Origin of the sequence: Rhodococcus sp. DMF-1, assembly GCF_021441945.1 — a bacterium.
Lineage (GTDB): Bacteria > Actinomycetota > Actinomycetes > Mycobacteriales > Mycobacteriaceae > Rhodococcus > Rhodococcus ruber.
Genome location: NZ_CP090443.1, coordinates 74,268 through 100,094 on the forward strand (window position 1 = coordinate 74,268; position 25,827 = coordinate 100,094).

Below are 25,827 nucleotides of genomic sequence, written 5' to 3' on the forward strand. Positions count from 1 at the left end.
TTGGTGCTGGCGGCGGCGTGCGAGTTCGCTGGCATAGAGTTTTCTGGGCAGATGACCGCTCAAAGGATCGAAGCCCGGAGAGGATGAGATGGCGGACGACACCAACGTCCTCGACCAGTTGATTAGCCAAGTACAAGACGAAACGCTCCGTGGGCGCCTCGCTCGAGAGGTGGACCTCCTACGCGGCTCGCGGCGATTCGGTCTCGTCTTCGACCGGCACTTGCCAGAGTCGGTCCGGTTGGCTGATCACCCGATCCGCAAAGGCCTCCGCGTCGCGCTGCGAGACGAGTCCACCGCTGAGACATGGACCGTGGAGCGGTTTACCGACAGAACCCGGGACATCGCTGTTCTCAGCGGTGACGGTGGCGAGCGGTCCATATCTGACCTTGTCGTGGTACGGGAGTTCGGTGAGCCGATTTACCCCGGCCTGCGGTCTGTTGAACGGATCGGAAATGGTCCTGCCGTCGCACCATGGCACGTCGTGATCAACGGCGAGAACTTCCACGCACTGCAGACGTTGCGCTCTACGCACCGCGGGCGCGTAGATCTAATCTACATCGACCCCCCGTATAACACTGGAAACGAGGGCTGGATATACAACGACCGGTACGTCGATCAAGCCGACCGCGCCAAGTCATCCAAGTGGCTGTCGTTCCTGGAGCGCCGGCTCCGCATCGCTCGAGATCTGTTGAAGCCCACGGGTGTAATCATCGTGTCGATCGGGGACGACGAACATCACAGGCTTAGAATGTTGTTGGACCAGCTATTGGGCTCCAACAACTTCATTATGAACGCAGTATGGCAAGGTGGCGGCTCGGCTCTTGCCCGACACCATGCTGGCGGCGTTGACTACATGCTGATCTACGGACGCGACGCCGAGAAGGTCGGCCGGTTCATGGACCCGAAGCCCTTCGTTCCGGAGATGTTGCGCCTTGTCGCCGATGCGCTGTCGAACGGAAGCACTCCCGAAGAGGCGCAGGAAAGGCTTCGTGAGTTCATCAAGGCGAACAAACGGCATATGCCGGAGGGCGTGACGCGGTTTAACAACGTCGATTCCAGCGGCATGATCTTCGAGACCTCGGACTTGACGAACAGGTTGCCACGACCCAACTTGCGATATGTCGTGACTGACCCCGAATCCGGGAAGCGGTACGAACCTCCGAGCAACGGGTGGACAGTCAAGAAGGCGATCATGGATGAGTGGATCGCTGCGGGGCTGATCGCATTCGGAAAGCGGCCGCGAAAGAAAAAGTCGCTGGAAGACTACGCACGAAACATGCCAGTCCCATCATTCACGCACTCCCGCAACACGGCGAACGCTCACCTACAGACGATTCTGGGAGGCAAGCGCTTCCCGTTCCCCAAGGATCACGAGGTGCTGATGCGGTGGTTTCGGATGGCGGCACCCCGGGACGCTGTGATCCTCGACTTCTTCGGCGGGTCTGGTACTACCACCGAGGCCGTGATGCGGCTCAACGCCGAGGACGGCGGAACCAGGCAGTCGATTCTGGTCACCAACAACGAGGTCGGTTCCAAAGAAGCCAAACATCTCCGGGAAGCTGGCGTACACCCGGGCGATACGGAGTGGGAGGCTTGCGGTGTGTTCGAGTATGTCTGTCGACCCCGGATCTCAACTGTGGTGAAAGGTTTGCGGCCTGACGGATCGCGCTATTCAGACGGCTTGTCGGCAAACGTTGAGATGTTTGACTTGACCTACCTCGATCCTGGGATGGTCCGTCGCGGTCGTGAGTTCCAGGTTGTGGCACCACTGTTCTGGCTCGAAGGCGGAGGGCGGGGCGAACGAATCGAAGTTGTCCCCGATCAGGGCTGGATGCTGACCGACGCGTATGGAATTCTGTTCGACATCGATGTCCTACCGGCGTTCGCAGGCGCAGTGGCCGATGCTGCAACCCACGGTTGGTCTCCTGTGGTGCTGTTCGTCATCACCGACTCTCCCGCCGAGTACCAGCAGGCTGTCGAGCGTCTGCCTGTCGGGATCGAGACGGTACAGCTGTACGAAGACTACCTGTCGAACTACACAATCAACACTGCAGGTGGTGCTCGGTGAAATTTGCGCTGGAGCCCTATCAGAGCAAGGCTGTCGAGTCGATCCTGTCCAACTTGGCGAAGGCACGTGCGGGCTACTTAGAGGACGGTGAGCGCACCGCGGTTGGTCTTACTGCCCCGACCGGAGCTGGAAAGACGGTCATCGCTACGGCTGTACTAGAGGGTTTGTACAGAGGCACCCCGACACGGGCACCGAACCCGAACATGACGGTGCTGTGGATCACCGATGATCGCTCACTCAATGCGCAAACGATCAACAAGATTCACCAGGCATCTGGTGGTGGGATCGACATGAACCGCATTAGGTATCTTGCAGAAGAGGATCACCGGACACTTGAACCAGGCGTGATCTACTTCGTTCACATCCAAGCGCTGCAGAAGAACTCGACGTTGCATGCCACCAGACCCGACGGCAGCCACAACGACAAGCGGACGTACGGCGGTTGGGACATGATCGCCCACACGGTGCATGAACGTGGCGAGGACTTTGTAGTGATCTGGGACGAGGCGCATCGCGGCGCCGGGACGAAGGTTAGCGAGAGGAAGTCGATTGCTGGCACCATGGTCGGCGGTGGATTGACCAACATCGGGACAGTGCAACCGCCGCCCCGGTGGTCCTCGGAATCTCTGCCACACCGGACCGGTTCCAAGCCGCAATGCAGGCCGCGGACCGCACCATGCGTCTAGTGGAGGTCAAGGCAGGTGAGGTACGCGAGTCCGGCCTGCTCAAAGATCGGATTCTGCTGCGCAGCCTCGGCGAGTCGCAGTCGGCCGACAATACGATGCTCGCACTCGCCGTCGATGACTTGAAGAGCGCCGATAGGGCATGGCGAATCCACCATGAGATTACGGGCGACCGTCTGGTAGAGCCGCTGCTTGTCGTCCAGGTGGAACCGAAGGTGACCGATGCGAGACTGATGGAGATCCTGGCGGTCATCGAGTCTGCATGGCCAGAGTTGACCGACTATGCAGTGGCCCATGCGTTCGGTGACCCCCACGGTCCGTTGAAGGTCGGTGACCGGAGTGTGCGGTATCTGCCTCCGGAGGCGATTTCTGGAGATGACCGTGCGCGGGTAGTGCTCTTCAAGTCGGCGCTGACTACCGGCTGGGACTGCCCCCGGGCTGAGGTCTTGGTGTCGTTCCAAGGTAAGGACTCCTATACCGAGATCGCTCAGCTGATCGGTCGGCTTGTCCGTACACCATTGGCTAAGCGGATCGACGGCGGCGACAACCGTCTCAATGAAGTAGCTGCTTACCTTCCCGGCTTCCGTACCGAGCATGTGGCCCGGGTCGTGAACGCACTGACAGAGGATGAGACTGTCGAGGTCGAAGTCTTGATAGCCCCTGTGATATGCGGAAGATCCCCAAAGGTGCCGGCCGTGTTGTTTGAGCTGCTGGACACCTTGCCCTCTTATACGCGACAGAAGACGATGTTCAGTTCGCGCACCGGGCAGCTTATGCGTCTTGCCGCGGCACTCTCAGAGCACAACCTGGTGCCCCAAGCCTCGGCGAAAGCCAGGCAGTGGATTGTCGACCAAACTCGGGCTGCGGACGCGGAATGTGTCAAGCAGTTTGAGTCCAGTGGGTGTCAGGCGGCTGCCGTTTCGTCCTCCACTGTGGTCTCGGGATGGTCGGCTGGCCGGTTGATGTAGACGGTGTCGGGTAGGTCGAGGATCTTCGGCGCCGCCGCGGTGCCGAAGCGGTGTGGATGCTGGGCGCGGGCGGTATCGAGTACCCGCCGGCGTTCTGCGGACTTGCCGGCGGCCAGGCCGAAGTGGACGTCGGCGGGCGTGTGCAACCCGATTCCGGTGTGGCGGTGCTCGTGGTTGTACCAGTCGGTGAACTCGATCATGAATTCCCTTGCTTGACTGAGGGATCCGAACCGTTCGGGGAAACGATGCCCGTACTTGAGGGTTTTGAACATCGATTCGGAGTACGGGTTGTCGTTCGAGACCCGCGGCCGCGAATGCGAACGGGTGACCTCGAGATCAGCCAGCAACGTGGCGACGGACTTGCTGGTCATCGACGTACCACGGTCAGCGTGCACGACCTGCGGAATCCCGTGTACGGCGAAGATCTGCTCCATCAACTCCCGCGCCAGCAGACCCGATTCGTGAGCGTGAACATGGACTCCGACGATGTACCGCGAGTAGATGTCGATCATCACGTACGCATCGAAGTAGCGGCCCTTCTCCGGCCCGGCAAGCTTCGTGATGTCCCACGAGTACACCTGCCGCGGCGCGGTCGCGACCAACTCCGGGCAGGTCCTCGCCGGATGCCTCGCGAGCCGGCGACGCTCGCTGACCTGCGCATTCTCGCGCAACACGCGGTACATCGTGGACACCGAACACAGGTAGATGCCCTCGTCGAGCAGTTGCGCATACACCTCGAGCGGAGCCTGATCGACGAACCGATCACTATTGAGCACATCGAGGATCTGCTGCCGCTCGAGGGCGGTGAGTTTGTTCGCCGGCTCGGTCGCGGGCCCGTGGGCGACGTCGAGTGTCGGCGCGGAGGCTGCGGTGCGCCGCCGGACTGCGGTCGAACGCACCACACCGGTCAGCGTGCTGGCCGTCCTCGTCGACACCCCAGCTTCGGCCAGCTCGGTCCACGCTACGGTCAGCGCTTGTTCGGCTTGTCGTCGAAATCCGCTCTCTCGGAGAGAGATTCCAAGAGAGCGTGAGCTTTTCCCATGATGTCCAGTGCGGCCTCGGTGGTGGTCAGTCTCTTGTTTGCGCGGGCGAGCTCCTGCTTGAGTCGGGCGATCTCGGCCTGCTCGGCGGTGAGTTTGCCGATCTTCGTGCCGGGTTGCTTGCCGTCGAGCACGCCGGCGTCGCGTTGTTTGCGCCACTCGCTGATCAGCGACGAGTACAGGCCTTCACGGCGCAGGTATGCCCCGCCTTCGTTCGTCTCGCAGGCCTGTTCGTACGCGTCCAGGTGGGAGAGCTTGTCGGCGGGGCTGAACACGCGCCGGCGGGGTCCGTCGGCTCGGGGGTGAGTGGAGACCATGCGGTCATTGTCCTCGACCGCTGTAGGGGTGGACATCGTCATCGTTGGGTTGATCCGTATCTCGCCCTGCAGGCGGGGTTGCTGTGAACCAGTGGACTCAACTCATGCTGACACGCAGGGTCGCGCGAACCGAAGTAACAGAATGTCTTTCGGCGAGCTATCTCCAGCACATCAGCGCGACGTCGACTCGGAGCAAGCCTGCGAGCGCCTGCCGGGCGTTCACAGTCGATCGTCAGAGGTCGGTACTCGACAGATCACGCCAGAGTGCGTTCACTCGTCCGACGAGACTGCGGTTGCTCGTGCAAGAAAGTCTCGGATTTCAGAGGCCATGAACAGTGGAGGCTGAAACCACCAACCCTTGCTGGCACTCGGCTGCCCGCTTTCTCACAGTCATGGACGTGGCGACACTCCAACTCATCGGTGGCGACGACGATCGGGTCGGTGTCGGTTTCGATCCCCGATCGGCCACCTTCGAGGCCCTCCATACTTCGCGATCATTCGGGGCAGTTCGACGTATTCTGATGTGGTACCGATTCGTGCTCGTATGGCGACGTACCGGTGTTGCCAGCGAGCAGTGCCGTGACGCGCCGTGGCCGAGTCCGCCCCCAGGCGATGGCCATTCAGGGAGTGCGAGAGAGGCGACTGCGCTTACGTCTACCTCGGATGGCGCAGGCCCGGGTAGCGACGGAACAGGGCATCTATCATCGCTTGAATTTCTTCTCGCTGCGCCCGTAGCCCCGCCACCTGGCATGGCGCTGTCGTGGCAGTGAAAGCGGTGCGACCGTGGGCATCGGCACGACATTCGAGACCGAGCAGAGCATCGGTGACTGATAAAAGTTGATTGTGCAACAAACCGAGAAACAGCTGCCCTTGCAACTGGTCGGGATGGATGTCGATAGCGGATTCGTTCACCACCAGCACCTAGCGTCGTGAGTCATTGTCTGCATTGTTGTTGGAGACAGAGATGCGAGATCGGCGAGAAATCCGTCCGCCTCCTGGTGACATATGAAGCGTCTCGGCCTGGTGTAGCTGCGTGCTGAGGCCCGACAGAAGGCGGCGAACTCAATGGACACACTGCAGTAGATACTCCTGGGCTGTGTCCCTCATCGATGGAGTCCTGGATGCCTATAGACGTTGAGTGGACCGCGCCGACAATCCGCGACCTCCTGCCGGTCCAATAGCCTGAAAGCGTGCTCGTCGCAATCACCTGCGTCAATGCCTGCGCTCAGGGCCAAGCGCGTTACGGACCTAGCGGCCACCGCATGGGCGCCGGCTGCGGCCCGACGCGGGCCTCCGCATGTCCAACCGAATGATCCCTCTTCTGACGGTGCGCCTGCACTCGGCTCACTACGTTTCGGACGTGGTCCGACTCCGTGAACACCTGTCGCCTCCTGCCCGTACGGCATGACGTGAACGACAGACGGGAACCGGTCAGGGCAAGCTGACAGACCAGAAAATCATCCCTATAGACAAGCGGAGGCCCCTTCGAGGTGGTGGCTACGCCCATGGCGTAGCCACCACCTCCCCCTCTCCGACTGAGCGGCCGCGGCGTCCCTCCGGTCAGGCCGGTCTCCCAGCTCCTGTTACCACACGGCGGGTGGGCGCGGCACGAGCGCGCCCCCGAGCCAGTGTCAGTGGGGCAGAATGTCCTTGTCGAAGATGTCGACTGGAATCTTCAACGTAACTGCCGAATTCGGAATGTCCACAATTCCACCCACATGCATCTCGCAGGGAGCCACACTGATGATCGTGTACGCCTGCTCAGCGTTGTACCCGAACTTGCCGAGGTAGTCGATCGCCTGTTCCACCGCATCGACGGCCGCCATCGTTGTATCGAGGTACTTCTGTTCCCGACCGCGTGCCGACAGTCCGGTGAACGACAGATATCGGGTCCCGAAGTTCGGGTCGACGGGCGAGGGGCGCAACATCGGATTGCGCACCCCGTACTTTGCCATACCGCCCTTGATCAAACCAAAACGAAGCCAGGTGGATCCATCCATTTCGATGGCGTTCCAAGTTATTTCACCGTCTCCCTCGGCAAAGTGCAGATCACCGCAGGAAAATAGCGCGCCCTCGACGAAGACCGGAAAGTACACCCGCGAGCCCCGCGATAGGTTCTTGATGTCGAGATTTCCACCATTCTCCCGGGGTGGCACGGTACGAGCAGCAGTTGCAGCGACGCGTGCCCACTCGTCACCTTCCAGGGTACGCAAGACGGAAGTGGCGATCGCATCCTCCCGGGGGCCGGCCTGGCCGTCACCGATCAGCGGGTCCTCGCGCTCGTTCCAGATCTGCAGGAGCTCGTGCGAGGGAGCAACCCCGATGACGCCGGGATGACTGATCGCCGGGATCTCGACACCCGGAACCTGGCGACTGGTGGCGAACAGACCATGCAGGTCCCACACAGTCTTGAATCCTTGCGGGAACCAGCTGGCCAGCGGGCCTCCCATGCCAGGCAGAATATTCGAGTAGCCGATACCGGACAGCGGTTGGACGTCGAGCACGTCCACCACCAGCAGGTCCCCGGGCTGAGCGCCGTTCACATAGACGGGACCTGCGATTGGATGGGTGCGGGTGAGATCGATGGTGCGAATGTCATCGTCATCGTCGACATCATGGAGCTGATAGTCGTCGTATCCAGGGCTTTCGAGGATTACTTCGTCCCCAGGATCGAGTTCGTGCAACGGAGGAATATCGGGATGCCACCGGTTGTGGCCGAGTTCCTTCTGTTCAGCGAGAGGAACGCCAACCTCGCAACCGAACCGAGGCACGCCCAAATCTCGGTTCGGGAAACGAGAGACGCCCGATCGGGTGAAATCGGCATCACCGGAAGCCGAACGGCCGAGGACTACATCGCTTGACATGGGAAACCTCCAGAAGTCCACTGAAGTGACACATCACACACTATAGTTTCATCCGCAATGGTGTCAATAGAAATTAATTCTGCAGTGTCGGCTTCTGCGACTCCGATAGGAGTCGGAGGTGCGTCGAGTAACTGCGGAGATGGAAGCTGCAGCACAACGGCCAGTTAGTACCCCCGATCGTCGTGTCCAGGCAATCGGAACGAGGCGATAGACGGTGTGACGGGGGCGGGGGCGGAGCCAGCGTCGGCGGACGGCCAGACGTATTCGGGGCAGCGGCAGTGTGACGCGATCGGGGTTTTCGCCGAGGTCACCGTCGAAAGGCAAGCCTTGACCGCGTCCGCAGCTGCCGCACAGATGATCCGCACTACGGGAGGGCAGACGCAAGGGACGGAAAGCCCTGCTCCGTCGACGATCCAAAGATGTCGACGAAGCAGGGCTTCGGCAACCCGGATGCAGGGGGTTTCGGGATCTGCCCGTGCCCACGCACATGGAGGACACGCCGCCTCGCCCACACGGCACGTCCACTGCTCGCCGACATGTTGCCTGCAGTGGATGCGTCTGGGACGAGCTGTCGACAGGTGTGGCCGTCCTCCCCGGCAACCACGCGCACCGTCGACATCTAGATATTACTCAATTCTGCTTTATAACACCAGCATTCATTCTGGACTGCATCACGATCATCAGGAGGATGATACGGCTCGGAGACTCGTAAAGCGCTCGTCTCGGCGGGTTTGTCGATTCCAGCGGATCTCATGACTCTGCTTCACCAGTTTCAGACGCCTTCCTCCACTCGAGGAACGGACAGGCGGTCGCCGACGGGTGCCGGGTGGGCTTGCGACGTTGTTCTGTGATGACAGGGCGCAAAAGCCGTTTCGGAATAGAAGGTTGGCATCCTGGGGCATGGAAATGTGTAGATCATGGCTGTGCGCTCCCGGCCGTGACACTCGCACGGCTGGCTGAAGGGCGCGCAATCGTCGCTCGAGGAGTCCCTGGTCTGCGCAACCGGATAGTTGGAACCCCATCTTCGAGGACGACGTCGGTCCGCACTCCGTAGACATGCTCGATCAGCTCCACGGTGAGCGTGCCGGCCGGGGTCCCGTGGGCGGCGACGCGGCCGTGGTCGAGTACCAGGACTTGGTCGCAGAACATCGCGGCGAGGTTGAGATCGTGTAGTGCGACGATGCTGGTGATCGGCAAGCGGGTGATCAGCTCGAGGATGTCGAGCTGATGGGCGACATCGAGGTGGTTGGTGGGTTCGTCGAGCAGCAGTTCGGTGGGCTGCTGGGCCACAGCACGGGCGATCTGGACGCGTTGGCGTTCTCCGCCGGAGAGCGTGTGCCATTTGCGGTGTGCATGACATGCCAGATCGGTGGCGGCCAATGCCTGGTCGATCGCGTCGTGTTCGTCGTCGTCGCGGCCGAACAGGTCGCGGTGCGGGATGCGGCCGAGTCGAACCACATCGTAGACGGTGATATCGACATCGGTGTGCGCGTGCTGACTGACCATGGCGACGCGTCGAGCGAGGGATCGTTGACCCATACTGTGCAGATCGGTTCGGTCGAGGGTGACGGTGCCGATGTCGGGACGGGCGGCGCCGCAAGCAGGCGCAAGAGGGAGGACTTGCCGGAGCCGTTGGGTCCGAGCAGCCCGATTGTCTGTCCGGTCGTCGGCGCGACGCTGATGTCGTCGACGACGAGGGCGCCGCCGCGGGACCAGGATACGTGATGAGCGCTGAGGGTCATGGGGTGCTCCGGGTGCGGAAGAGCAGGACGGCGAAAGCAGGCACACCGATCAAGGCGGTAACCACCCCGACCGGTATCTCCTGGGGGCGAACACGGTACGCGCGACGGCGTCGACCCATACCAGAAAGACCGCTCCGATCACGGCGGCGACGGGCAGCAGACGGCTGTGGCGGGGTCCGACGAGAAACCGGGCGGCGTGCGGCAGCACCAGACCGACAAAACCGATCGCTCCGGCAGTACTGACCACCACCGCGGTGATCACCCGAGTTAGGACATTTTTAGTACCCCGCGAAGCCGAGATCCGCGAGAATTTTCTGCTGAGTGGCTGGGATCTGCGGCGGGAACGACTCGGTGGCCCCGTTGATGACGATCGTGGAGGTCCGCAACGGCCGTAGCTGCTTGACGACATTGCCGATCGCCAGCCCGGTGCGGTCCTGAACCTCACGGGCGACGGCCAGCGCGGCGAACACGATGGTCAAGTGCACCTCGATCGCATCGCGGGTGCGATGGAATATCGGTCGAGCTCGCAGATCGGTTTTCGACATCCGGAACGACTGCTCCACATGCCACAGATCATGATACTTCGCGATAATGTCACGTGAATCCATCACAGAGACAGGCAGATTCGAAACATACCCTTTCAAACCGATGAGGGAACGGGCCCGTTCGATACTCGCAGTATCCAGGCGCCGCCCTTCGTGGTGACGGTGACGAACCGGGTCGCTTTCGCGGGCTTGGTGCCGTCGATGACAGCGCGGGCACGAGCTTCCTGCAGGTTGAGGGTCTGCGCATCGCGCACCGCACGTTTGCGTGAGTACTGCCAGACTGCTCGCCACCCGTTCGGATGCGTCGCCGGGGCCCACACGGGCTCGGCCCTGGTACGCACGTTGTTGACGGTGCTGCGCCCGTGACGTGGGGTGATGGTGTCGATGATCTGGCCGTCGGTGAACAGGTCGCCGTACCAGTGAAAATGCGAGGCGAGATCGCCGGGTGCTTTGGTGACACGGGACCCGACGATGAACTTCACGCCGGCAGCATCGAGATCCTTCAGGTTCGATGCCGACAGCATGCCCGCATCGGCGGCGACGACCATCGCGGTGTCGTCCAGGCCGTGCCGCTGCTGGAATCGGCGCACGATCGGAACGATGGTGGTGGTCTCGGCGGTGTTGCCTTCGAAACATCCGATTTCCAATGGGAATCCGGCGCGATCGACGAGCAGGCCGACCACGATCTGGGGATCGACGCGACGCTCTTTCGAGTACCCGACCTTGCGCAGGTCGTCTTCCTTCTCCGCTTCGAAGTACAGGGTCGTCACGTCGTACAAAATCAGGGACAAGTCCCCGCTGGTGGCGGCACGGGCGAAGCATCGCGTCGCGACGATGTTGCGGTAGTCGCGAGTGACCGCCGCGGCAAGGTGCCGTTGGATTGTTTTGTACGAGACTGTATCTGCACCGAGATCGACGAGGACTCGTGCGGAGTCGGCTTTCGAGGTGGGTTCGACGATCCGGGCGATGACGAGATCTCGGAACACGGTGTCGCCCACCTCGTCGAACCCGAGTCGGTCGTAGACGGCGCCGAGCACGTCGTAGAGCAACCGCGAACTCGTGCTCAGTGTGCGTCCGGCCGGCGCCACCGTCGCGGCGGCAGTCCGCTCGGTTTCGGGCCGCCAGTCGGCGACCTCGTCGACCCGGGCGATGCGGGTGGAGACCTCGAGGTCGAGTACGCCCTGCTCACCGTCGACGATGCGGCGGGCTCGGGCGAGCAGCACACCGAGTTCGGCATCGGTGTGCGCCGACCCGACGTGTTCGATGATCTCGACCCGGCCGCGGTTTTTGCGGGCGACCTGGACCGCGACTGCTCCGGACGCGGTCCGCACCTTCCGCACGTATGTCACGGCCGGGACGCTACCTGATTAGTACCCCAATCCACCCGACAGGAACGGCGAACATGCAGGTCACGGAGCCGGACATCGATCTACCCGTCGGTAATGTCCTAACTCGGGCCAGACCGACAAAACCGATCGCTCCGGCAGTACTGACCACCACCGCGGTGATCATTGCCGTGACAACCAGAAGCACCAGCCGGACACGGCCCACGGCGACGCCGAGGGTGGCGGCGGCGGAAGAGCCGAAAGTGAATGCGTCGAGCGTCGAAGCCTGCCATAGACACACGGCGATGCCGAGTGCGCACACCGCTGCGGCGGCGCTCACATCCGCCCAGGTTGCGCCGGCGAGGGAACCGAGCAACCAGAACAGCACGCCGCGTGTGCGTTCGGCATCGGCCGAGGACAACACGATGAACGAGGTCAACGCCGAGAACAACTGGGTGGCCGCCAATCCCGCCAACACGATCCGGGCGGTGCCCCCACCGGCCCCTGCGGCCAGGGCCAGCACCAGTGCGAACGAGGCCAGCGCTCCGACGAACGCGCCGCTCGACAGGGACACCAGTCCGCCACCGACCCCGAGGACGGCCACGACGACCGCACCGGTGGAGGCACCGGAGGAAATGCCGAGCACGAAGGGATCCGCCAACGGGTTGCGCAACAGGGATTGCAAAATCGTCCCGCACACCGCCAGCCCGGCGCCACAAATCGCGGCCAGCAGGGTCCGGGGCAGTCGTAGCTGCCAGACTATGCCCTCCCGAATCGGGGAGACGTCCGCGGCAGCGAGACCGAGCTTGTCGAATAGCACGGCGTAGACCTCACCGATCGACAACTCTGCCGGACCGATAGTGACGGTGACCGCGATGGACACCACCAGCATGCACAGTACAAAGCCCCCACGCCTACCCATGTGGCGGTGCGCCTGGTGCGAATAGCCGCCACGGTGTGCGGATCGGTGGTGGTGACAGACTCACCTGCGGTAGCCCGACTGTTCGAGTGCGTCGGCTACCTTCTCGATGCCGTCGACGGTACGAATCGACGGGTTCAGGTCGGCGCCGTTGACGACGATGTAGCGCCGGTGACGCACCGCGGTCAGCTGCGCGGTGACCGGGTTGGTTTCGAGGAAGTCGATCTTGCTGTCGAGGGCGTCCCCGGCGAGGCTGCGTCTGCTCAGGTCGGCGAGCACAAGCGCAGTGGGATCTCGATCGAGCACCGTTTCCCAGCTTACCTGTGGCCATTCATTGGTGGTGTCGTCGAAGACGTTCTTCGCGCCGACGGCGGCGGTGATAATCCCGGACGACCCGCAGCAGCCCGCTACGTATGGGGTGGAGGTGTCGGCGAACCAAAATGCCAGGGTCACCTGCGATGCGGCGACACGGTTGGCTGCCGCATCGTAGCGTGACTGCAGGGCGGCGACGAGTTGATCCCCGCGTTCGCGCACGTCGAAAATGGCGGCCAGCTCGCGGATCTCCTTGTATACCGTGTCCATGGCCAGCGGCGTGGTGCGGTTGCCGTCGGCATTGACGCTGCTGTCGTCTATCCCGTCGCAGTCGGTCGGTGACAAGTAGGTCGGCACACCTAGTTGCGCGAACTGATCACGGTCGGCGACGCCACCCGGTCGAGGGTGCCTCCGAAAGAGGCGGATACGAAATCGGGTTCGGTGTCGAGCACCGTCTCGATGGACGGGTTGTTCTCGGCCAGCCGCGGCACCCGGGCATTGTCGTCGGCCAAGTTCTCGCGCACCGGGTCGGTCCACGTGGCGGTACCGACCATCCGGTCTGCCAGCCCCAGGGAGAGCAGAATCTCCGCCGAACCCTGATTCAGTGCCACTGCACGCTGCGGCGGTGCCGGCACGGTGACCTCGACTCCACAGTTGGTGAGCGTCATGGGGTAGCTGGTACCGTCCGTCGCCGACGCCCCGGAGTCTTTGGGGGCGGGGGTATCAATGGTCGAACATCCGGTGAGCATGACAGCGAACAGCGCGGCGGACACCGCGAGACGAGAACACATGACAGCGTCGACTCCTTGTGTCGAGGACTCGTACCGAGGCCGCGATCGCCACGGCACGGTGGTGCAACCGGGCCTTCTGCCCGAAGTAATGCGGTTGCGCGCCAGTGGACGCGCACCAGGTTCCCTCACCGCTGTGTGGCTGGCGCCGTGACCGGCGCGGCAGTGCACTGCGACGCGCGCACCACGGGTGGATCGGGTAGGAGGTTTGTCGCGGGCCGGATCCTGCTGGGCTGAGCGTTGCCGCAGGGCCGATAGTCCTCCAGGGCGGAGTTTGCGGCCGTTTTCGAGGACAACTGTCAGGTCCGGACGCGACGGCGCTGCATCGCAACTCCGTGGCGATAGTGGTGGACGAGCCGATCGCTGCGGACGAACCATTCTTCTGACCAGTTGCTTTTCGCGCTGCTTTTGGGGATGGCCCCCGATGCAGGGGGTGATCGGGGGCCATCCGTTTCCCCAGGAGGAGGTGCTCACTCCTGGAGAAGCTCTGAGTGGGCGGCTGTGACTACCGCATGGCGGGCGGTGGTCGCCGCCCAGGACGGGTGGAGCGTAGTTCAGTGATGGTGGTCGCCGGACTGCACGATGACAGGGCTGTGGTCGGGGACAGCGAACGGCATCGGAGCCCAGGCCGGATGCACCAGGATGACGGCTGCATACAGGATCATCCCTATCCCCATGAGACGACTGAACCGCGGACCGTGCACCCAGGTCTTTTCTATCATGGCGATGGCGCCCAGCACGACCATCGCCGGCAGGGACATGGTGCCGACCGCGATGAGGACCACCACCATCGCCGCACAGCAGCCCAGACAGGTGAGCCCATGAGCCAGTCCCGCACGCAGATCACGGTCCCAGCCGGTTCGCATCATGTACTGGGATACGAATGCCAGGGGCGATTGGCAATGATGCAAGCACCGTTCCTTGAGTGCCGAAAACTGGAACAGGCCCGACGCCGCAAGCAGTACCGCAGTGAAGCCCACGACCGGCAGCGACCCTGTTGAAGCAAGACGCTGGGCGAAGACCCCCAGCACATACACCGGTATCCCGATCACCGACCAAACCAGTAGATAGCCGGCAAGTAGGACGGCGAGTCGTCCGATCCACATCCTCGACGCTGATTGACGGCGGAGTGCGGTCACATACAGCACAGTCGTGCGATGCACGGTCGGCAACATCATGGCAGCCATCATCAATGACCACATGAGAACGTACTGTCCCAACGCGGCCGCCGACAGCTCGGTACCGTGCGTGTGCCCTTGCTCCGACACGAACCACCAACAGGCGAGCCCCGCAGCGACAGCCAAGGTGACGAGTAGACCTACGACCGCGACGTAGCTGACGGAGGTTCTCGCGGTGTGTCCGGAGGCTGCCGAGGGGCGGTGGCGGGTGAAGCACTCATTCGTTGGACCAGTCGAACGGAATGTGTTTGCTGGACTTGGCCGTCCACTCTCCGAGAAACCCGAAGTCCACCAGTTCCATCTTCGTGGGAACTCCCCAGGTCGCCGGCGACCCGCCGGTTTCCGAGCCGGGCGGATTGAACGTCTGTACGCGTTGTCCTGGAGGTGTGGTGGGGCCGGACAGGGCGTCGACCGCGCCGCTGACCCGACCCGGCACGTCGATGCTCCACCGCGCCAGGTCCCCTTCGATCCGGCACTCGATCGGGGCGTACTCCAGCTGGCGCACCGTCCCCAACAGGCCGACGAGGTTGGCGATCCAACCACCCTCCTGGCCTGTCCACAAGCGCTCGAGTGCATCGCGCTGATCGGTATCGGCTCGCTCGTCGATGATGAGATCATAGATCCCTTCGACGGGCTTGCTGGAATCCCACAAATTCTCGCTCTTGATCTCGCCGATTGTGACCACCGTCAGACCGGACAGATCCAGTTCGCCGAAGTGCCCCTCGTCGATCTGATACACCAGGGTGCCGTAGCACACCCCATCGGTGGGAGGCTGCGCCATGGTGCAGCCGCAGGGCAGGATGCAACTGCAAATGTCGAACCACTGGCCTTTGATATGCCAACGTGTCTGCTTCGAAGTGCCGGCAGTGGTCATAGGGTGATCTCCTGAAAGACGAATGGGGAGGGGAAGGGTCCTGCTGGTTCGACGAACCCGTGATGCGTCGCATCCGGGGGTGGGACTGCTCGGATCTGGCAGCGTTGACTTCGATAGCGGTATCCCTGGTGGGCAGAGTTGCGGGGGCTACGGCGCGGTCGCTTTCTGGGTACGGCATCGACCGCGCACCGCTCTGTCCTGGAGATTCCTCGAAGCACCGATATTGCAGTCGTCTCGGCTGCGCGGTGGGGAAGGCGAGGAGGTTCGATCCGCAATTGCCCGAGGAGTCCTTTGCGGCCGGTACCGTCTCAATCCGATTCCACGCCGACGTTTTTGGTCGCTACGGGTCGAACAGTCCGATCTGCGATGGGTTCAGGCATCCATGGTTTTCTCGGACGGAAGGTCGTACACGGGACAGTCGGCGACGCCGATGGTCTCGCGGGTGATGGCCTCGACAGCCTTCTGCGTGGCTTCGGCGTCATTGACCCAGTTCCGGTAGAAGTCGAACGGGCAGTCTGCCACGCCCTTGTCCCCGTCGCCACCAGCGAAGACTCCGGTGTATCCGCGATGGAGCAGTTTGAACAGATGGTTCTGGGACTGATCGTTTGCTCGGGCGTCTCGGATCGTGGACAGCGACAGCTGTGCATACTGGACGCCGTAGTCTTCCTCGCCGCACTCGCCCAACGTGCGGCCGTCGAATCCGATGATGGCGCTATGGCCGAAGTACGAGTAGACACCATCGAAGCCGGTAGCGTTGGCGACGGCGACGTAACAGTTGTTTGCCCAGGCCATGGCCTTTGCCATCAGCACCTGTTGGTCCTTCGACGGGTACATGTAGCCCTGCGGGCGAACGATCAACTCAGCACCCTTCATCGCGCAATCGCGCCAGATTTCCGGGTAGTTGCCGTCGTCGCAGATGATCAGGGAGATCTTGAGTCCCTTGGGGCCGTCGGTCACATAGGTCTGGCCACCGGGATACCAACCTTCGATCGGGGTCCAGGGGAGAATCTTGCGGTACTTCTGCACGATCTCGCCCTGATCGTTGATCAGCACGAGCGTGTTGTAGGGGGCTTGTTCGGGTGATCCTCATGGCGCTCGCCGGTGATCGAGAAGACGCCCCACGTCTTCGCGTCGCGGCATGCCTGCGCAAAGATGTCGGTCTCGTCCCCGGGGATCGTTGCCGCGGTGGCATACATCTCGTCGTTGTCATACATGATTCCCATAGTCGAATACTCCGGGAACACAACGAGATCCATACCTGGAAGGCCCGCCTTCATGCCGACCACCATCTTCGCAATCGCTCGCGCGTTCTCAAGGACGTCCGCCTTGGTATGCAGTCGCGGCATCTTGTAGTTGACCACCGCCACACCCACGGTATCCGGGCTCGATGAAATGTCCCCGTGTCGCATCTAGGACTCCTTAGTGACTCGCCGGGCGCTCACGACCCGACATTTGCTTCCGACTTGAAGTGTTCCACATTGCATGAACTGCAACGTTGTGGACACGCTACGACACGACAGGTGCAGCCACAAGCCCCATCTTCCGAAATCTCACCTGTTCACGGCGATAGGCAAGGTCGATCCCTTCGCACGACCACCTCTGTGAATCTTTACTTCCGTTAGGCAGCATGTATTCTCTGAGCATCGCTCGCTGCGGATATACCAGCACTTCAAAGACGTTGAGAAAAGGTGCCTATCATGACGACCGTCCAACTTTCTCCAGCCACGACGTATCCGCCGTCCGCAGAGTTCGTCGCCACCGCCAACGCCGGTCCCGAGTTGCAGGCCGCCGCGGACGCCGACCGGCTCGGGTTCTGGGCGACGCAGGCGCAGCGGCTGGACTGGGCCACGCCGTGGACCGAGGTGCTGGACTGGTCCGAGGCGCCGGTGGCGAAGTGGTTCGTCGGCGGGCAGCTCAACGTCGCCTACAACTGCGTCGACCGGCACGTGCTCGCCGGCAACGGCGACCGCGTCGCGATCCACTTCGAGGGCGAGCCCGGCGATTCGCGCTCGCTGACCTACAACGATCTGCTCGCCGAGGTGTCCAAGGCGGCGAACACCTTCACCGACCTCGGCCTGGTCGCCGGCGACCGGGTGGCGATCTACATGCCGATGATCCCCGAGGCGATCGTGACGATGCTCGCGTGCGCGCGCCTGGGCCTGACCCACTCGGTGGTCTTCGGCGGTTTCTCCTCGCACGCGCTGCGCTCACGCATCGACGACGCCCGCGCCAAGCTGGTGGTCACCGTCGACGGACAGTGGCGCCGTGGCCAGGCCGCCCCGCTCAAGCCGGCCGCCGACGAGGCGGTCGCCGAGGCGGCGTCGGTGCAGCACGTGCTGGTGGTCAAGCGCACCGGCATCGACGTCGACTGGACCGACGGGCGCGATCTGTGGTGGCACGAGACGGTGGACAAGGCCTCCGCCGAGCACACCGCGCAGCCGTTCGACGCCGAGCACCCGCTGTTCATCCTCTACACCTCGGGCACCACCGGTAAGCCCAAGGGCATCGTGCACACCTCCGGCGGCTACCTGACGCAGGCCTCGTACACCCACCACTACGTGTTCGACCACAAGCCGGGCCGCGATGTGTACTGGTGCACCGCCGACATCGGCTGGGTCACCGGGCACAGCTACATCGTGTACGGCCCGCTGTCCAACGGCGCGACCCAGGTCGTCTACGAGGGCACCCCGAACTCGCCGAACGAGCACCGGCACTTCGAGATCATCGCCAAGTACGGGGTGAGCATCTACTACACCGCCCCGACCCTGATCCGCACCTTCATGAAGTGGGGCCGGCAGATCCCCGACGCGCACGACCTGTCCTCGATCCGCCTGCTCGGTTCGGTCGGCGAGCCGATCAACCCGGAGGCCTGGCGCTGGTTCCGGGAGGTGATCGGCTCGGGCACCGCTCCCATCGTCGACACCTGGTGGCAGACCGAGACCGGGGCGATCATGATCTCCCCGCTGCCGGGCATCACCGCCACCAAGCCGGGCTCGGCGATGGCGCCGCTGCCGGGAATCTCCGCCAAGATCGTCGACGACAACGCCCGACCGCTCGGGGCCGGCGGCAACGGCTACCTGGTGCTCGATCAGCCGTGGCCGTCGATGCTGCGCGGCATCTGGGGCGACATGGACCGGTACAAGGACACCTACTGGTCCCGCTACGCCGAGGAGGGCTGGTACTTCGCCGGCGACGGCGCCCGCTACGACGAGGACGGGGCGCTGTGGGTGCTCGGCCGCGTCGACGACGTCATGAACGTCTCCGGGCACCGCATCTCGACCTCCGAGGTCGAATCCGCCCTCGTCGGGCACCCGGCCGTCGCCGAGGCCGCCGTCGTCGGTGCCGCCGACGAGACCACCGGCCAGGGCATCGTCGCGTTCGTGATCCTGCGCGAGGGCGTGGAGAACACCGGCGACACGCTGATCGCGGAACTGCGCAACCAGGTCTCCACCGAGATCTCCCCGATCGCCAAGCCCCGGCAGATCTCCGTCGTGCCGGAACTGCCCAAGACCCGCTCCGGCAAGATCATGCGCCGCCTGCTGCGCGACGTCGCCGAGGGCCGCGAACTCGGCGACACCTCCACCCTGGTCGACCCGAAGGTCTTCGGCGGTCTGCGTTCCGGCAATGCCTGAGGGACAGTTCCTCGGTGGTGTCGGGACCACTCATCCGCTCGCCGACCACAGCGATGAGCCGTTCGTACGTGGAGCAGTCGCTGCTCGCTACCTTACGAACCGCCAGTACTGTACCTCCGACACGATCCGGTCATGGAATGGATCCGCTGTCATTCCGACCGAGGCAACGAACACGCAGCGAACGCGTTCTAATCGACTTGCTGCAACGTCGGCCGGCTCTGGCCGATGCCGCCAGCAACGCCGATAGCAATCTGCGGATTCTGCCTGGTAGTTATGTCTGCAACAAGACTTGTTCTTCAGTGGCGCATCACAACATGCTAGCTAGTTCAGTAATTAAATTTCTGCTCCGGAGGGAGAAAGATCTTGTCCGGCTATTTGTCCGAAAAAGTCAATGACATGAATTCGGGGCATGTCAGCAAACCGGCTCCGTACGGTTTCCGCATGGGTCGGAGTACGTCACCGTCACAATTGTCGGACAATCTCAAGAATGCGATCATCGGGCAGGACGAGGCGATCGACGCCGTTGTCCGAGCGCTCACCATCGCCGCTGCCGGAATTCGCGATCCCCATCGCCCCATTGCATCATTACTCTTTGTCGGTCCGACCGGAGTCGGAAAAACCGAACTCGCACGGCGTCTGGCCGCGGAAGTCACCGGAGATCCCGACAGACTATGTCGTATCGATATGAATTCACTGGCACAAGAGCACTATTCGGCGTCGATTTCCGGAGCTCCACCCGGATACGCTGGATCGAAGGAGCAGTTCACTCTTTTCAATCGCGAGCTCGTCGAGGGTAACATTTCGCGTCCCGGTATCGTTCTGTTCGACGAAGTGGAAAAGGCTCACGCTACAGTACTCCGGTCGCTACTCCAGGTCCTCGACACCGGCATGCTAAATTTGACGTCCGGCACGTCTACCATCTCGTTCCGGAACTCGATCGTGCTCTTGACGTCGAATCTGGGTTCGGCCGAGATCGCCACGCGCCTACGCGCAACAAGACACACGTTCCTTTCCAAGCTACGCGGGAAATTGTCGAGGACCTCCGACACCATCGATTCCGTCGATGATGCGGTGTCGACCGCGGTTGAGGAATTTTTCGATCCCGAGTTGTTCAACCGTTTCGACGAAATCGTGCAGTTCAAGCAGCTCACCAGGGAAACTTCCCGGGCGATTGTCGACCTCGAACTGGCTCGGCTACAGGCTCTACTATCGGCACGAAATATTTCTTGGTCGCCGAGCGAAGCAGTGCTCGATCACCTTGTGCATACTGGATTTGACGCGATATACGGAGCTCGGAATCTCAGGCGAGCCGTACGACTACAGTTGCATGCGCCGATCGCGCGAGTAATCGTCTCCACAGAATCGGCCGTCAGGCCGCTGCACATACTCACCGAAGTTCGTGATGGGGTGATCATCGCGACCGCGGCGAAGTGCACTGAGTCCTGAGAACGATGAGGTTCCATTCGGCCTGATCGCACTCAACAGTAGTATTGCCGGACATTTCTTTGTCGGAGAAATCGGAAGGATCGGACAGCGCCATATGCCCTCACTCACCGCTCATCACGAAATCGTTGTACTCGGGGAGGCAGCGCCGGAATCAGTGTGGCTTCGCGCCTGCGACGCCGCGGGCATGACGTCTGTGTCGTCGATCCGGCAGTCACGCACTATTACCAGCCCCTGTGGACCTTGGTCGGCGGTGGGTGTGCGAGCATGACCGAAAGCGGCCGCCCTCAGGCGTCGGTCATGCCCAAAGGAGTGTCGTGGGTTCGCAGTGCCGCGGAAGTAGTCAGTCCGGAGCGCAAGGTGATTGTCACCGACGACGGACGTGAACTCGGATATGACCGACTCGTGGTTTGTCCCGGCTTGCAGTCCGATTGGGACGCCATTCCCGGAGCACACGCAGCTCTGGCCACTCCCTTTGCCTCGAGCAACTATGTCCGCGATTTGGTGCCCAAGACGTGGGAACTGATCCGCAACATGCGGGCGGGCACCGCTGTGTTCACGATGCCGTCCGGACCGATCAAGTGTGCGGGTGCGCCTCAGAAGATCGCCTACCTGGCTTGTGACCACTGGGACCGACAGGGCGTCTTAGGTGATATCCGGGTGGTGCTCGTGCTGCCCCTAGCGGCGATGTTCGGCATCGCATCCTTCGCTGACGAACTGACCCGTACTGCAGCGCGGTACGGAATCGAAGTCAGGCTCAACAGCGAGCTGAGCAGAATAGACCCGGACGGTCGCCGAGTGACAATCGTTGATCGCCACACCGACAGTTCCGACACGCTGACCTACGACCTGCTGCATGTCGTGGCCCCGCAATCGGCCCCGGACTGGATCAAGGACTCCCCGCTGTCTGATCCTCTGAATCCGGACGGGTGGGTCGATGTCGACCAGTACACCCTGCAGCACAATCGATTTCCCGACATCTTTGCTCTCGGTGACGTGGGATCGACGCCGAACGCCAAGACAGGTGCGGCGGTACGTAAGCAAGCCCCTGTCGTCACTGAGAACCTCACCGCCTCGCTGTCCGGCCGGCCGCTTCGGGCGAGATACAACGGATACGGATCGTGTCCGTTGACCACCTCGCGAAAGACTGTGCTACTCGCCGAATTCGACTACACAGCCACGCACACGCCGTCCTTGCCATTGATCGACACCGCCAGGTCACGGCGGGACATGTGGTATCTCAAACGATACGGATTGCCCTTCATGTACTGGAACATGATGCTCAAAGGCCGTGCTTGACGACGCTGCCGCGTGTCGTCAGCCCGAGCTGACGTGGCCGATCCCTGAACGCACCATCCGAGGGCGCTCTCTACCGTTGCCGCCCCAGTGCACTCCTCGCCAGCACGGACGTGGGAGGAATCCGCCGGCTTTCGGCGTATTCCTCCCCTGTAACGATCGGCTGTAATCGTTGGCAAGACCCATTTACCCGTCCTGGCCGGACAAAATCTAGGCATGCGTCGCCGCCTCCGGGGCGCAAGGCCGGTGGTGCTGCCGCCAGCAGTGCCGGTGACCTTGCCGCGATCCCAAGAGGACAGCGGAGTATTCCACACGAAGCGGCAGCTCAGCCCTGATCCACCGATGTTGGTCGGTGTGTTGAGCGTGGTGTAGAACGAGGTGCCCTTCCCAGCAGGGAAGATCTGGATTGCGACGTCCGATCCGAACTGCACAGGAAGGGCACCTCGTAGGTGAAACCCTCTCACACGATTCGTCAGGTGTTCGACGATCCCAACCTCGTCTCGACTGCGGGTCTGGTCCCGGCGCTGCGGCTGGCCGAATCAGCTGGCCTGTACGAGTTGCTCGAGACGCTGACGGTGCCGTCCCCGAACGCTGCCGTGAAGACGACGAGCGTGCTCGCGGGAATGGTGGCGGGTGCGGATTCGATCGACGACCTGGATCTGCTCCGCCACGGCGGCACCGGCAGGTTGTTCGCCGGGGTGCGCGCCCCGTCGACGCTGGGCACGTTCCTGCGTTCGTTCACCCATGGGCACGTCCAGCAACTCGACAAGGTCAACGCCGCACTGCTGGCCGGTCTGACCGACCGGCTCCCCGCCTTGCTCGCCGGAGACGACGAGACGACCACGTTCGTCGATGTCGACGCTCCCCCGAGCACTTCGTGCAGGGCGGTGCCCCCACGATCGGCCCGGTCCACGGCTACGCTACGCAAGCAGCGGCGTTCGGGTACACCGGCATCCGCGGGCTGAACCTGCAACTGGCCACGCTCAGCACCGCGACCACGGCGCCGGTGATCGCCCGCGCCCGGCTCCGGCGCGGGAACTGCGCCTCCCACACCGGTGCGGGACGACCGCCGGCCCAGGCGATCGGCACCGCCCGCGGGGCCCGGAACCACCGGTCCGATCCCGGCGCGGGCCGACTCCGCCTACTTCTGCTACGCCTTTGTCGGCACCGCCCTGCGGCACCAAGTCGGATACTCGGTCACCACCCGCATGAACCCGAAGGTCAGGAATGCGAACTCCGGTATCGCCGCCGACGCGTGGACCTCGATCGAGTATCCCCACGCGGTGTGGGACGAGGAAGATCGACGCTGGATCAGCGACGCCGAGATCGCCGAGGTCCCGTTCGTGGCGTTCACCGGTCGACGCAAGGCCGAGCACGTCGCGTGCCGGCTCGTTGTGCGGCGGGTCCGGCGCCTGCAACCGTCGGCCGGTGACGGCAGCGAGCAGGGCGGACTGTTCGCCACCTACCGACACCATGCGTTCATCACCAACAGCACCCTGCCAGCGGTCGCTGCCGATCGGTACCACCGCGGCCACGCGATCGTCGAGCAGGTCATCGCCGAACTCGAGGCCGGGCCCCTGGCCCACCTGCCCAGCGGCAAGTACGCGGCGAACGCTGCGTGGGTGGCACAGGCGGTGATCGCGTTCAATCTTGCCCGCGCTTGCCCGCGCTTGCGCGGTCGCCGCCGACCTGCCCAAAGCACGCTGGGCCAGCGTGCGCACCCGGATCATCAACCTGCCCGCCCGCATCGCCACCACCGGGAGACGGCTCGTTCTCCACCTGCCCGACCACTGGCCATGTATGGCGGCGTGGCAGTCGCTGTGGGCGGCAGCACCCTTACCACCGAGCCGCACCCCGGCACAACCGAGGAAACTGAAGACGTGGAAGGGCGGCACCCGGCCGGCAACTTCGCTATGCCCACCCGAACATCACCACACCGCGACCGCGAAATCAGCCAACCCGGATCTGCATCGGTGGATCAGGGCTCAGTCGATGCTGTGCACCTTTTCCAGGCGGTCAATACCCTCAACCGAGTCGGCTCGGGAAACGGACGGGGATTCGATCGTTTTCGCGAGCCGAATGCTCAGCCGAAAATCGGCGTGTCTTCCGTTCTCGAGGCCACCGGGCGTGAACTATCTCCCCACAGCGGGAGCACTAGATGACAGATCAGCCGGAATGCTGGCATGTCGATCCACCTTGGAGTCCCATTCCGGCGCAGAGGGGGCTCTGTATGGAGGTGACACGGGGCACTAGTGTTTCGGAAATCTGTTTCGCACATTCTCCCGTATTCCGCGGCACGGAGCGCGGTAGTTCGACACCGAGTGTGCGCAGGTGATCCCATAGGTCGATCAGCCAAGGCGGCCGCAATCGTGCCGCCGCCATGAGGTCACCGTCGCGCAGTAACCGGTCCGGGTCTCCTTGCCGGACCTTGCCTCCCTGTACCACCGCCACGGAGTCAGCCCATTCGAAGGCAAGAGCGGTGTCGTGAGTCGACAAGACGACCGTCGTCTGCTTTTCCTCAAGTCGGTCGAGCGCACGGAACATCTCCTCGATGCCTGCCGGATCAAGCCCAGCCGAGGGTTCATCCAACAATAGAACGCAAGGTCGCATCGCCATCGCACCTGCAATGGTCACGCGCTTGCGTTCTCCGTAGGACAGCTCATGTGTGGGCCGACTGGACAGGGATTCGATGGACAGTAGGTCGAGCGCCTCAGCGACTCGTTCGGAAATTTCTGCTCGTTCTAGGCCGAGATTCGCCGGTCCAAACGCCACATCATGTGCGACATCCGCCGAGAACAACTGGTCATCGGGATCCTGCAGAACTAGCTGAACGGATTGCCTATGGCGCCGAAGCCCGCGGCGGTCATGCCGAAGCGGAACGCCGTCGACTTCGACGATTCCGCGGGTGGGCCGAAGGGAGCCAGCGAGGATCTTCAAGAGCGTGGTCTTACCGGATCCGTTGGCTCCCAGGATAGCAACACGTGACGCCGGCGGAATGGCGATAGTTGCGTCGGTGAGGGGTTCGACTCCTGAGGGATAGGCGTAGGATATTCCTCCGGCGCGTAAAGATAAGTGGCTCAAGGCAATATTCCTTCCAGCAGGGATGCCCCAACAATCGCGCTGAACGTCAATGCGCAGGCGCCGATGAAACGCCAGTTCACAATCGGTTCATCGAGGGTCGGCATCGATATTCCGAAGTCCCGCCCTGCGAGTCCCATCTCCAACCGGCTAGCCTGCGACCATGCTCGAGTAAGCACCGCCGCGGTGAGCAGCCCCGCCGAGTCGAGGGTACGTCTGGCGGTCGAGTATCCGAGCCGCGAGATCTGTGCTTGCCTGATCACCGAGATCGATTCAAGTAGGACAAAGACCAGTCTGTACATGACGGTCACCACGTCGATACACGGGCCCGGGACACCGAGCCGTCGGAGCGATCCCATCACCGTGGTGATGGGCGTCGTCGAGGCAAACATCAACATCGCAATCGATGCGGTTATCGCTCGAGCGGCCAGCGTCGCTCCGTGTACGACTCCTTCTGGGGGTACTGACAGTTGCCAGTTGTTCAAGTCCACCGAGAGCATGGTCGATGCGGCCGCGATGAGGATGAATGTCGCAGGCCCGCGAGCGCAGCGGAGCATATGCCCTAATCGGATACCAGCCGGTTTGGAGGTTATTAGGCATACCGACAGCAGCAGCGGGATCGTCGGCCAGGGCGGCAACGTCAACGCCAGAACCGTGACACCGCCGTAGAGCGCTGCCTTCTCCGCTACCGATTTTTGCCGCCAGGGACTTCGCCATGCGACAGTGTCGATTCCTGCTGCACTCGAGGCCATTGC

Annotated in this window: 13 protein-coding genes and 7 pseudogenes; 7 read left to right on the top strand and 13 right to left on the bottom strand. The window is 62.7% G+C overall.

Annotated elements, in window-relative coordinates; genetic code table 11:
- The first annotated feature begins 88 nt into the window (after window positions 1-88).
- The 3 genes from LZP97_RS26510 to LZP97_RS26520 are packed head-to-tail and all read left to right on the top strand — an operon-like array spanning window position 89 to window position 3,719.
- Window positions 89-2,068: a site-specific DNA-methyltransferase gene (locus LZP97_RS26510; protein ID WP_234575160.1), complete on the top strand. Its 1,980-nt coding sequence runs from the start codon at window positions 89-91 to the stop codon at window positions 2,066-2,068.
- A complete protein-coding gene (locus tag LZP97_RS26515) occupies window positions 2,065-2,754 on the top strand; it encodes a DEAD/DEAH box helicase family protein (RefSeq protein ID WP_234575161.1) in 690 nt (229 codons plus the stop codon). Before LZP97_RS26510 ends, LZP97_RS26515 begins: the two co-directional genes overlap by 4 nt.
- Window positions 2,754-3,719 (top strand): hypothetical protein, encoded by a 966-nt coding sequence (locus LZP97_RS26520; RefSeq protein WP_234575163.1) that lies wholly within the window; start codon window positions 2,754-2,756, stop codon window positions 3,717-3,719. The genes LZP97_RS26515 and LZP97_RS26520 overlap by 1 nt, the downstream gene beginning before the upstream one ends.
- Here the strand turns inward: LZP97_RS26520 and LZP97_RS26525 are convergent.
- The 11 genes and pseudogenes from LZP97_RS26525 to LZP97_RS26575 all read right to left on the bottom strand — a co-directional run bounded on the left by LZP97_RS26525 (window position 3,656) and on the right by LZP97_RS26575 (window position 17,032).
- Window positions 3,656-5,076 (bottom strand): IS3 family transposase gene (locus LZP97_RS26525; protein WP_234575247.1). Its coding sequence is split into 2 segments (ribosomal slippage): window positions 3,656-4,713 and window positions 4,713-5,076, totalling 1,422 coding nucleotides; the frame shifts between segments, so codons are not numbered across the junction. The genes LZP97_RS26520 and LZP97_RS26525 overlap by 64 nt on opposite strands.
- Before the next feature lie 654 nt (window positions 5,077-5,730).
- Window positions 5,731-5,988 carry a hypothetical protein gene (locus LZP97_RS26530; RefSeq protein ID WP_234575165.1) on the bottom strand — a complete coding sequence of 86 codons (258 nt, stop codon included), beginning with the start codon at window positions 5,986-5,988 and terminating at the stop codon, window positions 5,731-5,733.
- Window positions 5,989-6,707: 719 nt separating this feature from the next.
- Window positions 6,708-7,940, bottom strand: a complete 1,233-nt coding sequence (locus LZP97_RS26535; RefSeq protein WP_206003409.1) for an acetamidase/formamidase family protein — start codon at window positions 7,938-7,940, stop codon at window positions 6,708-6,710.
- 915 nt (window positions 7,941-8,855) lie between these two features.
- A pseudogene (locus LZP97_RS26540) lies at window positions 8,856-9,682 on the bottom strand (ABC transporter ATP-binding protein).
- Window positions 9,679-9,953, bottom strand: a pseudogene (locus LZP97_RS26545) (iron chelate uptake ABC transporter family permease subunit); the annotation flags it as partial. The pseudogenes LZP97_RS26545 and LZP97_RS26540, both read right to left, overlap by 4 nt.
- Before the next feature lie 7 nt (window positions 9,954-9,960).
- Window positions 9,961-11,576 (bottom strand): annotated as a pseudogene (locus tag LZP97_RS26550) (IS1634 family transposase).
- Between the two features lie 10 nt (window positions 11,577-11,586).
- Window positions 11,587-12,444 carry a FecCD family ABC transporter permease gene (locus LZP97_RS26555; protein ID WP_442792848.1) on the bottom strand — a complete coding sequence of 286 codons (858 nt, stop codon included), beginning with the start codon at window positions 12,442-12,444 and terminating at the stop codon, window positions 11,587-11,589.
- Window positions 12,445-12,534: 90 nt separating this feature from the next.
- Window positions 12,535-13,574 (bottom strand): annotated as a pseudogene (locus LZP97_RS26560) (ABC transporter substrate-binding protein).
- Between the two features lie 551 nt (window positions 13,575-14,125).
- Window positions 14,126-14,875 (bottom strand): DUF2182 domain-containing protein, encoded by a 750-nt coding sequence (locus tag LZP97_RS26565; RefSeq protein ID WP_234575169.1) that lies wholly within the window; start codon window positions 14,873-14,875, stop codon window positions 14,126-14,128.
- A 91-nt stretch (window positions 14,876-14,966) separates the two neighbouring features.
- Window positions 14,967-15,623: a DUF1326 domain-containing protein gene (locus tag LZP97_RS26570; protein WP_234575171.1), complete on the bottom strand. Its 657-nt coding sequence runs from the start codon at window positions 15,621-15,623 to the stop codon at window positions 14,967-14,969.
- A 372-nt stretch (window positions 15,624-15,995) separates the two neighbouring features.
- Window positions 15,996-17,032, bottom strand: a pseudogene (locus LZP97_RS26575) (aliphatic amidase).
- Between the two features lie 288 nt (window positions 17,033-17,320).
- Between LZP97_RS26575 and acs the strand changes: the two are divergent.
- The 4 genes and pseudogenes from acs to LZP97_RS26595 form a co-directional block, all read left to right on the top strand.
- Complete coding sequence (acs, locus tag LZP97_RS26580) at window positions 17,321-19,255, top strand: acetate--CoA ligase (RefSeq protein WP_234575172.1); 1,935 nt, start codon at window positions 17,321-17,323, stop codon at window positions 19,253-19,255.
- 363 nt (window positions 19,256-19,618) lie between these two features.
- Window positions 19,619-20,701, top strand: coding sequence for an AAA family ATPase (locus LZP97_RS26585; protein WP_185712580.1), 1,083 nt, complete (start codon window positions 19,619-19,621; stop codon window positions 20,699-20,701).
- A 94-nt stretch (window positions 20,702-20,795) separates the two neighbouring features.
- Window positions 20,796-21,997, top strand: a pseudogene (locus LZP97_RS26590) (FAD-dependent oxidoreductase).
- A gap of 446 nt (window positions 21,998-22,443) precedes the next feature.
- Window positions 22,444-23,839, top strand: a pseudogene (locus tag LZP97_RS26595) (IS1380 family transposase); the annotation flags it as partial.
- A 321-nt stretch (window positions 23,840-24,160) separates the two neighbouring features.
- Here LZP97_RS26595 and LZP97_RS26600 read toward each other — a convergent pair.
- Window positions 24,161-25,075, bottom strand: a complete 915-nt coding sequence (locus LZP97_RS26600; RefSeq protein WP_326491672.1) for an energy-coupling factor ABC transporter ATP-binding protein — start codon at window positions 25,073-25,075, stop codon at window positions 24,161-24,163.
- The gene (gene cbiQ / locus LZP97_RS26605) at window positions 25,072-25,824 is read right to left on the bottom strand and encodes a cobalt ECF transporter T component CbiQ (protein ID WP_185712643.1); all 753 of its coding nucleotides are present in this window, start codon (window positions 25,822-25,824) and stop codon (window positions 25,072-25,074) included. Before cbiQ ends, LZP97_RS26600 begins: the two co-directional genes overlap by 4 nt.
- Window positions 25,825-25,827 lie beyond the last annotated feature (3 nt).

Coding starts and splice junctions, on each gene's coding strand:
- LZP97_RS26570 (WP_234575171.1), bottom strand. CDS start 15,623: ATGACCACTGCCGGCACTTCGAAGCAGACACGTTGGCATATCAAAGGC.
- acs (WP_234575172.1), top strand. CDS start 17,321: ATGACGACCGTCCAACTTTCTCCAGCCACGACGTATCCGCCGTCCGCA.
- LZP97_RS26555 (WP_442792848.1), bottom strand. CDS start 12,444: ATGCTGGTGGTGTCCATCGCGGTCACCGTCACTATCGGTCCGGCAGAG.
- LZP97_RS26535 (WP_206003409.1), bottom strand. CDS start 7,940: ATGTCAAGCGATGTAGTCCTCGGCCGTTCGGCTTCCGGTGATGCCGAT.
- cbiQ (WP_185712643.1), bottom strand. CDS start 25,824: ATGGCCTCGAGTGCAGCAGGAATCGACACTGTCGCATGGCGAAGTCCC.
- LZP97_RS26510 (WP_234575160.1), top strand. CDS start 89: ATGGCGGACGACACCAACGTCCTCGACCAGTTGATTAGCCAAGTACAA.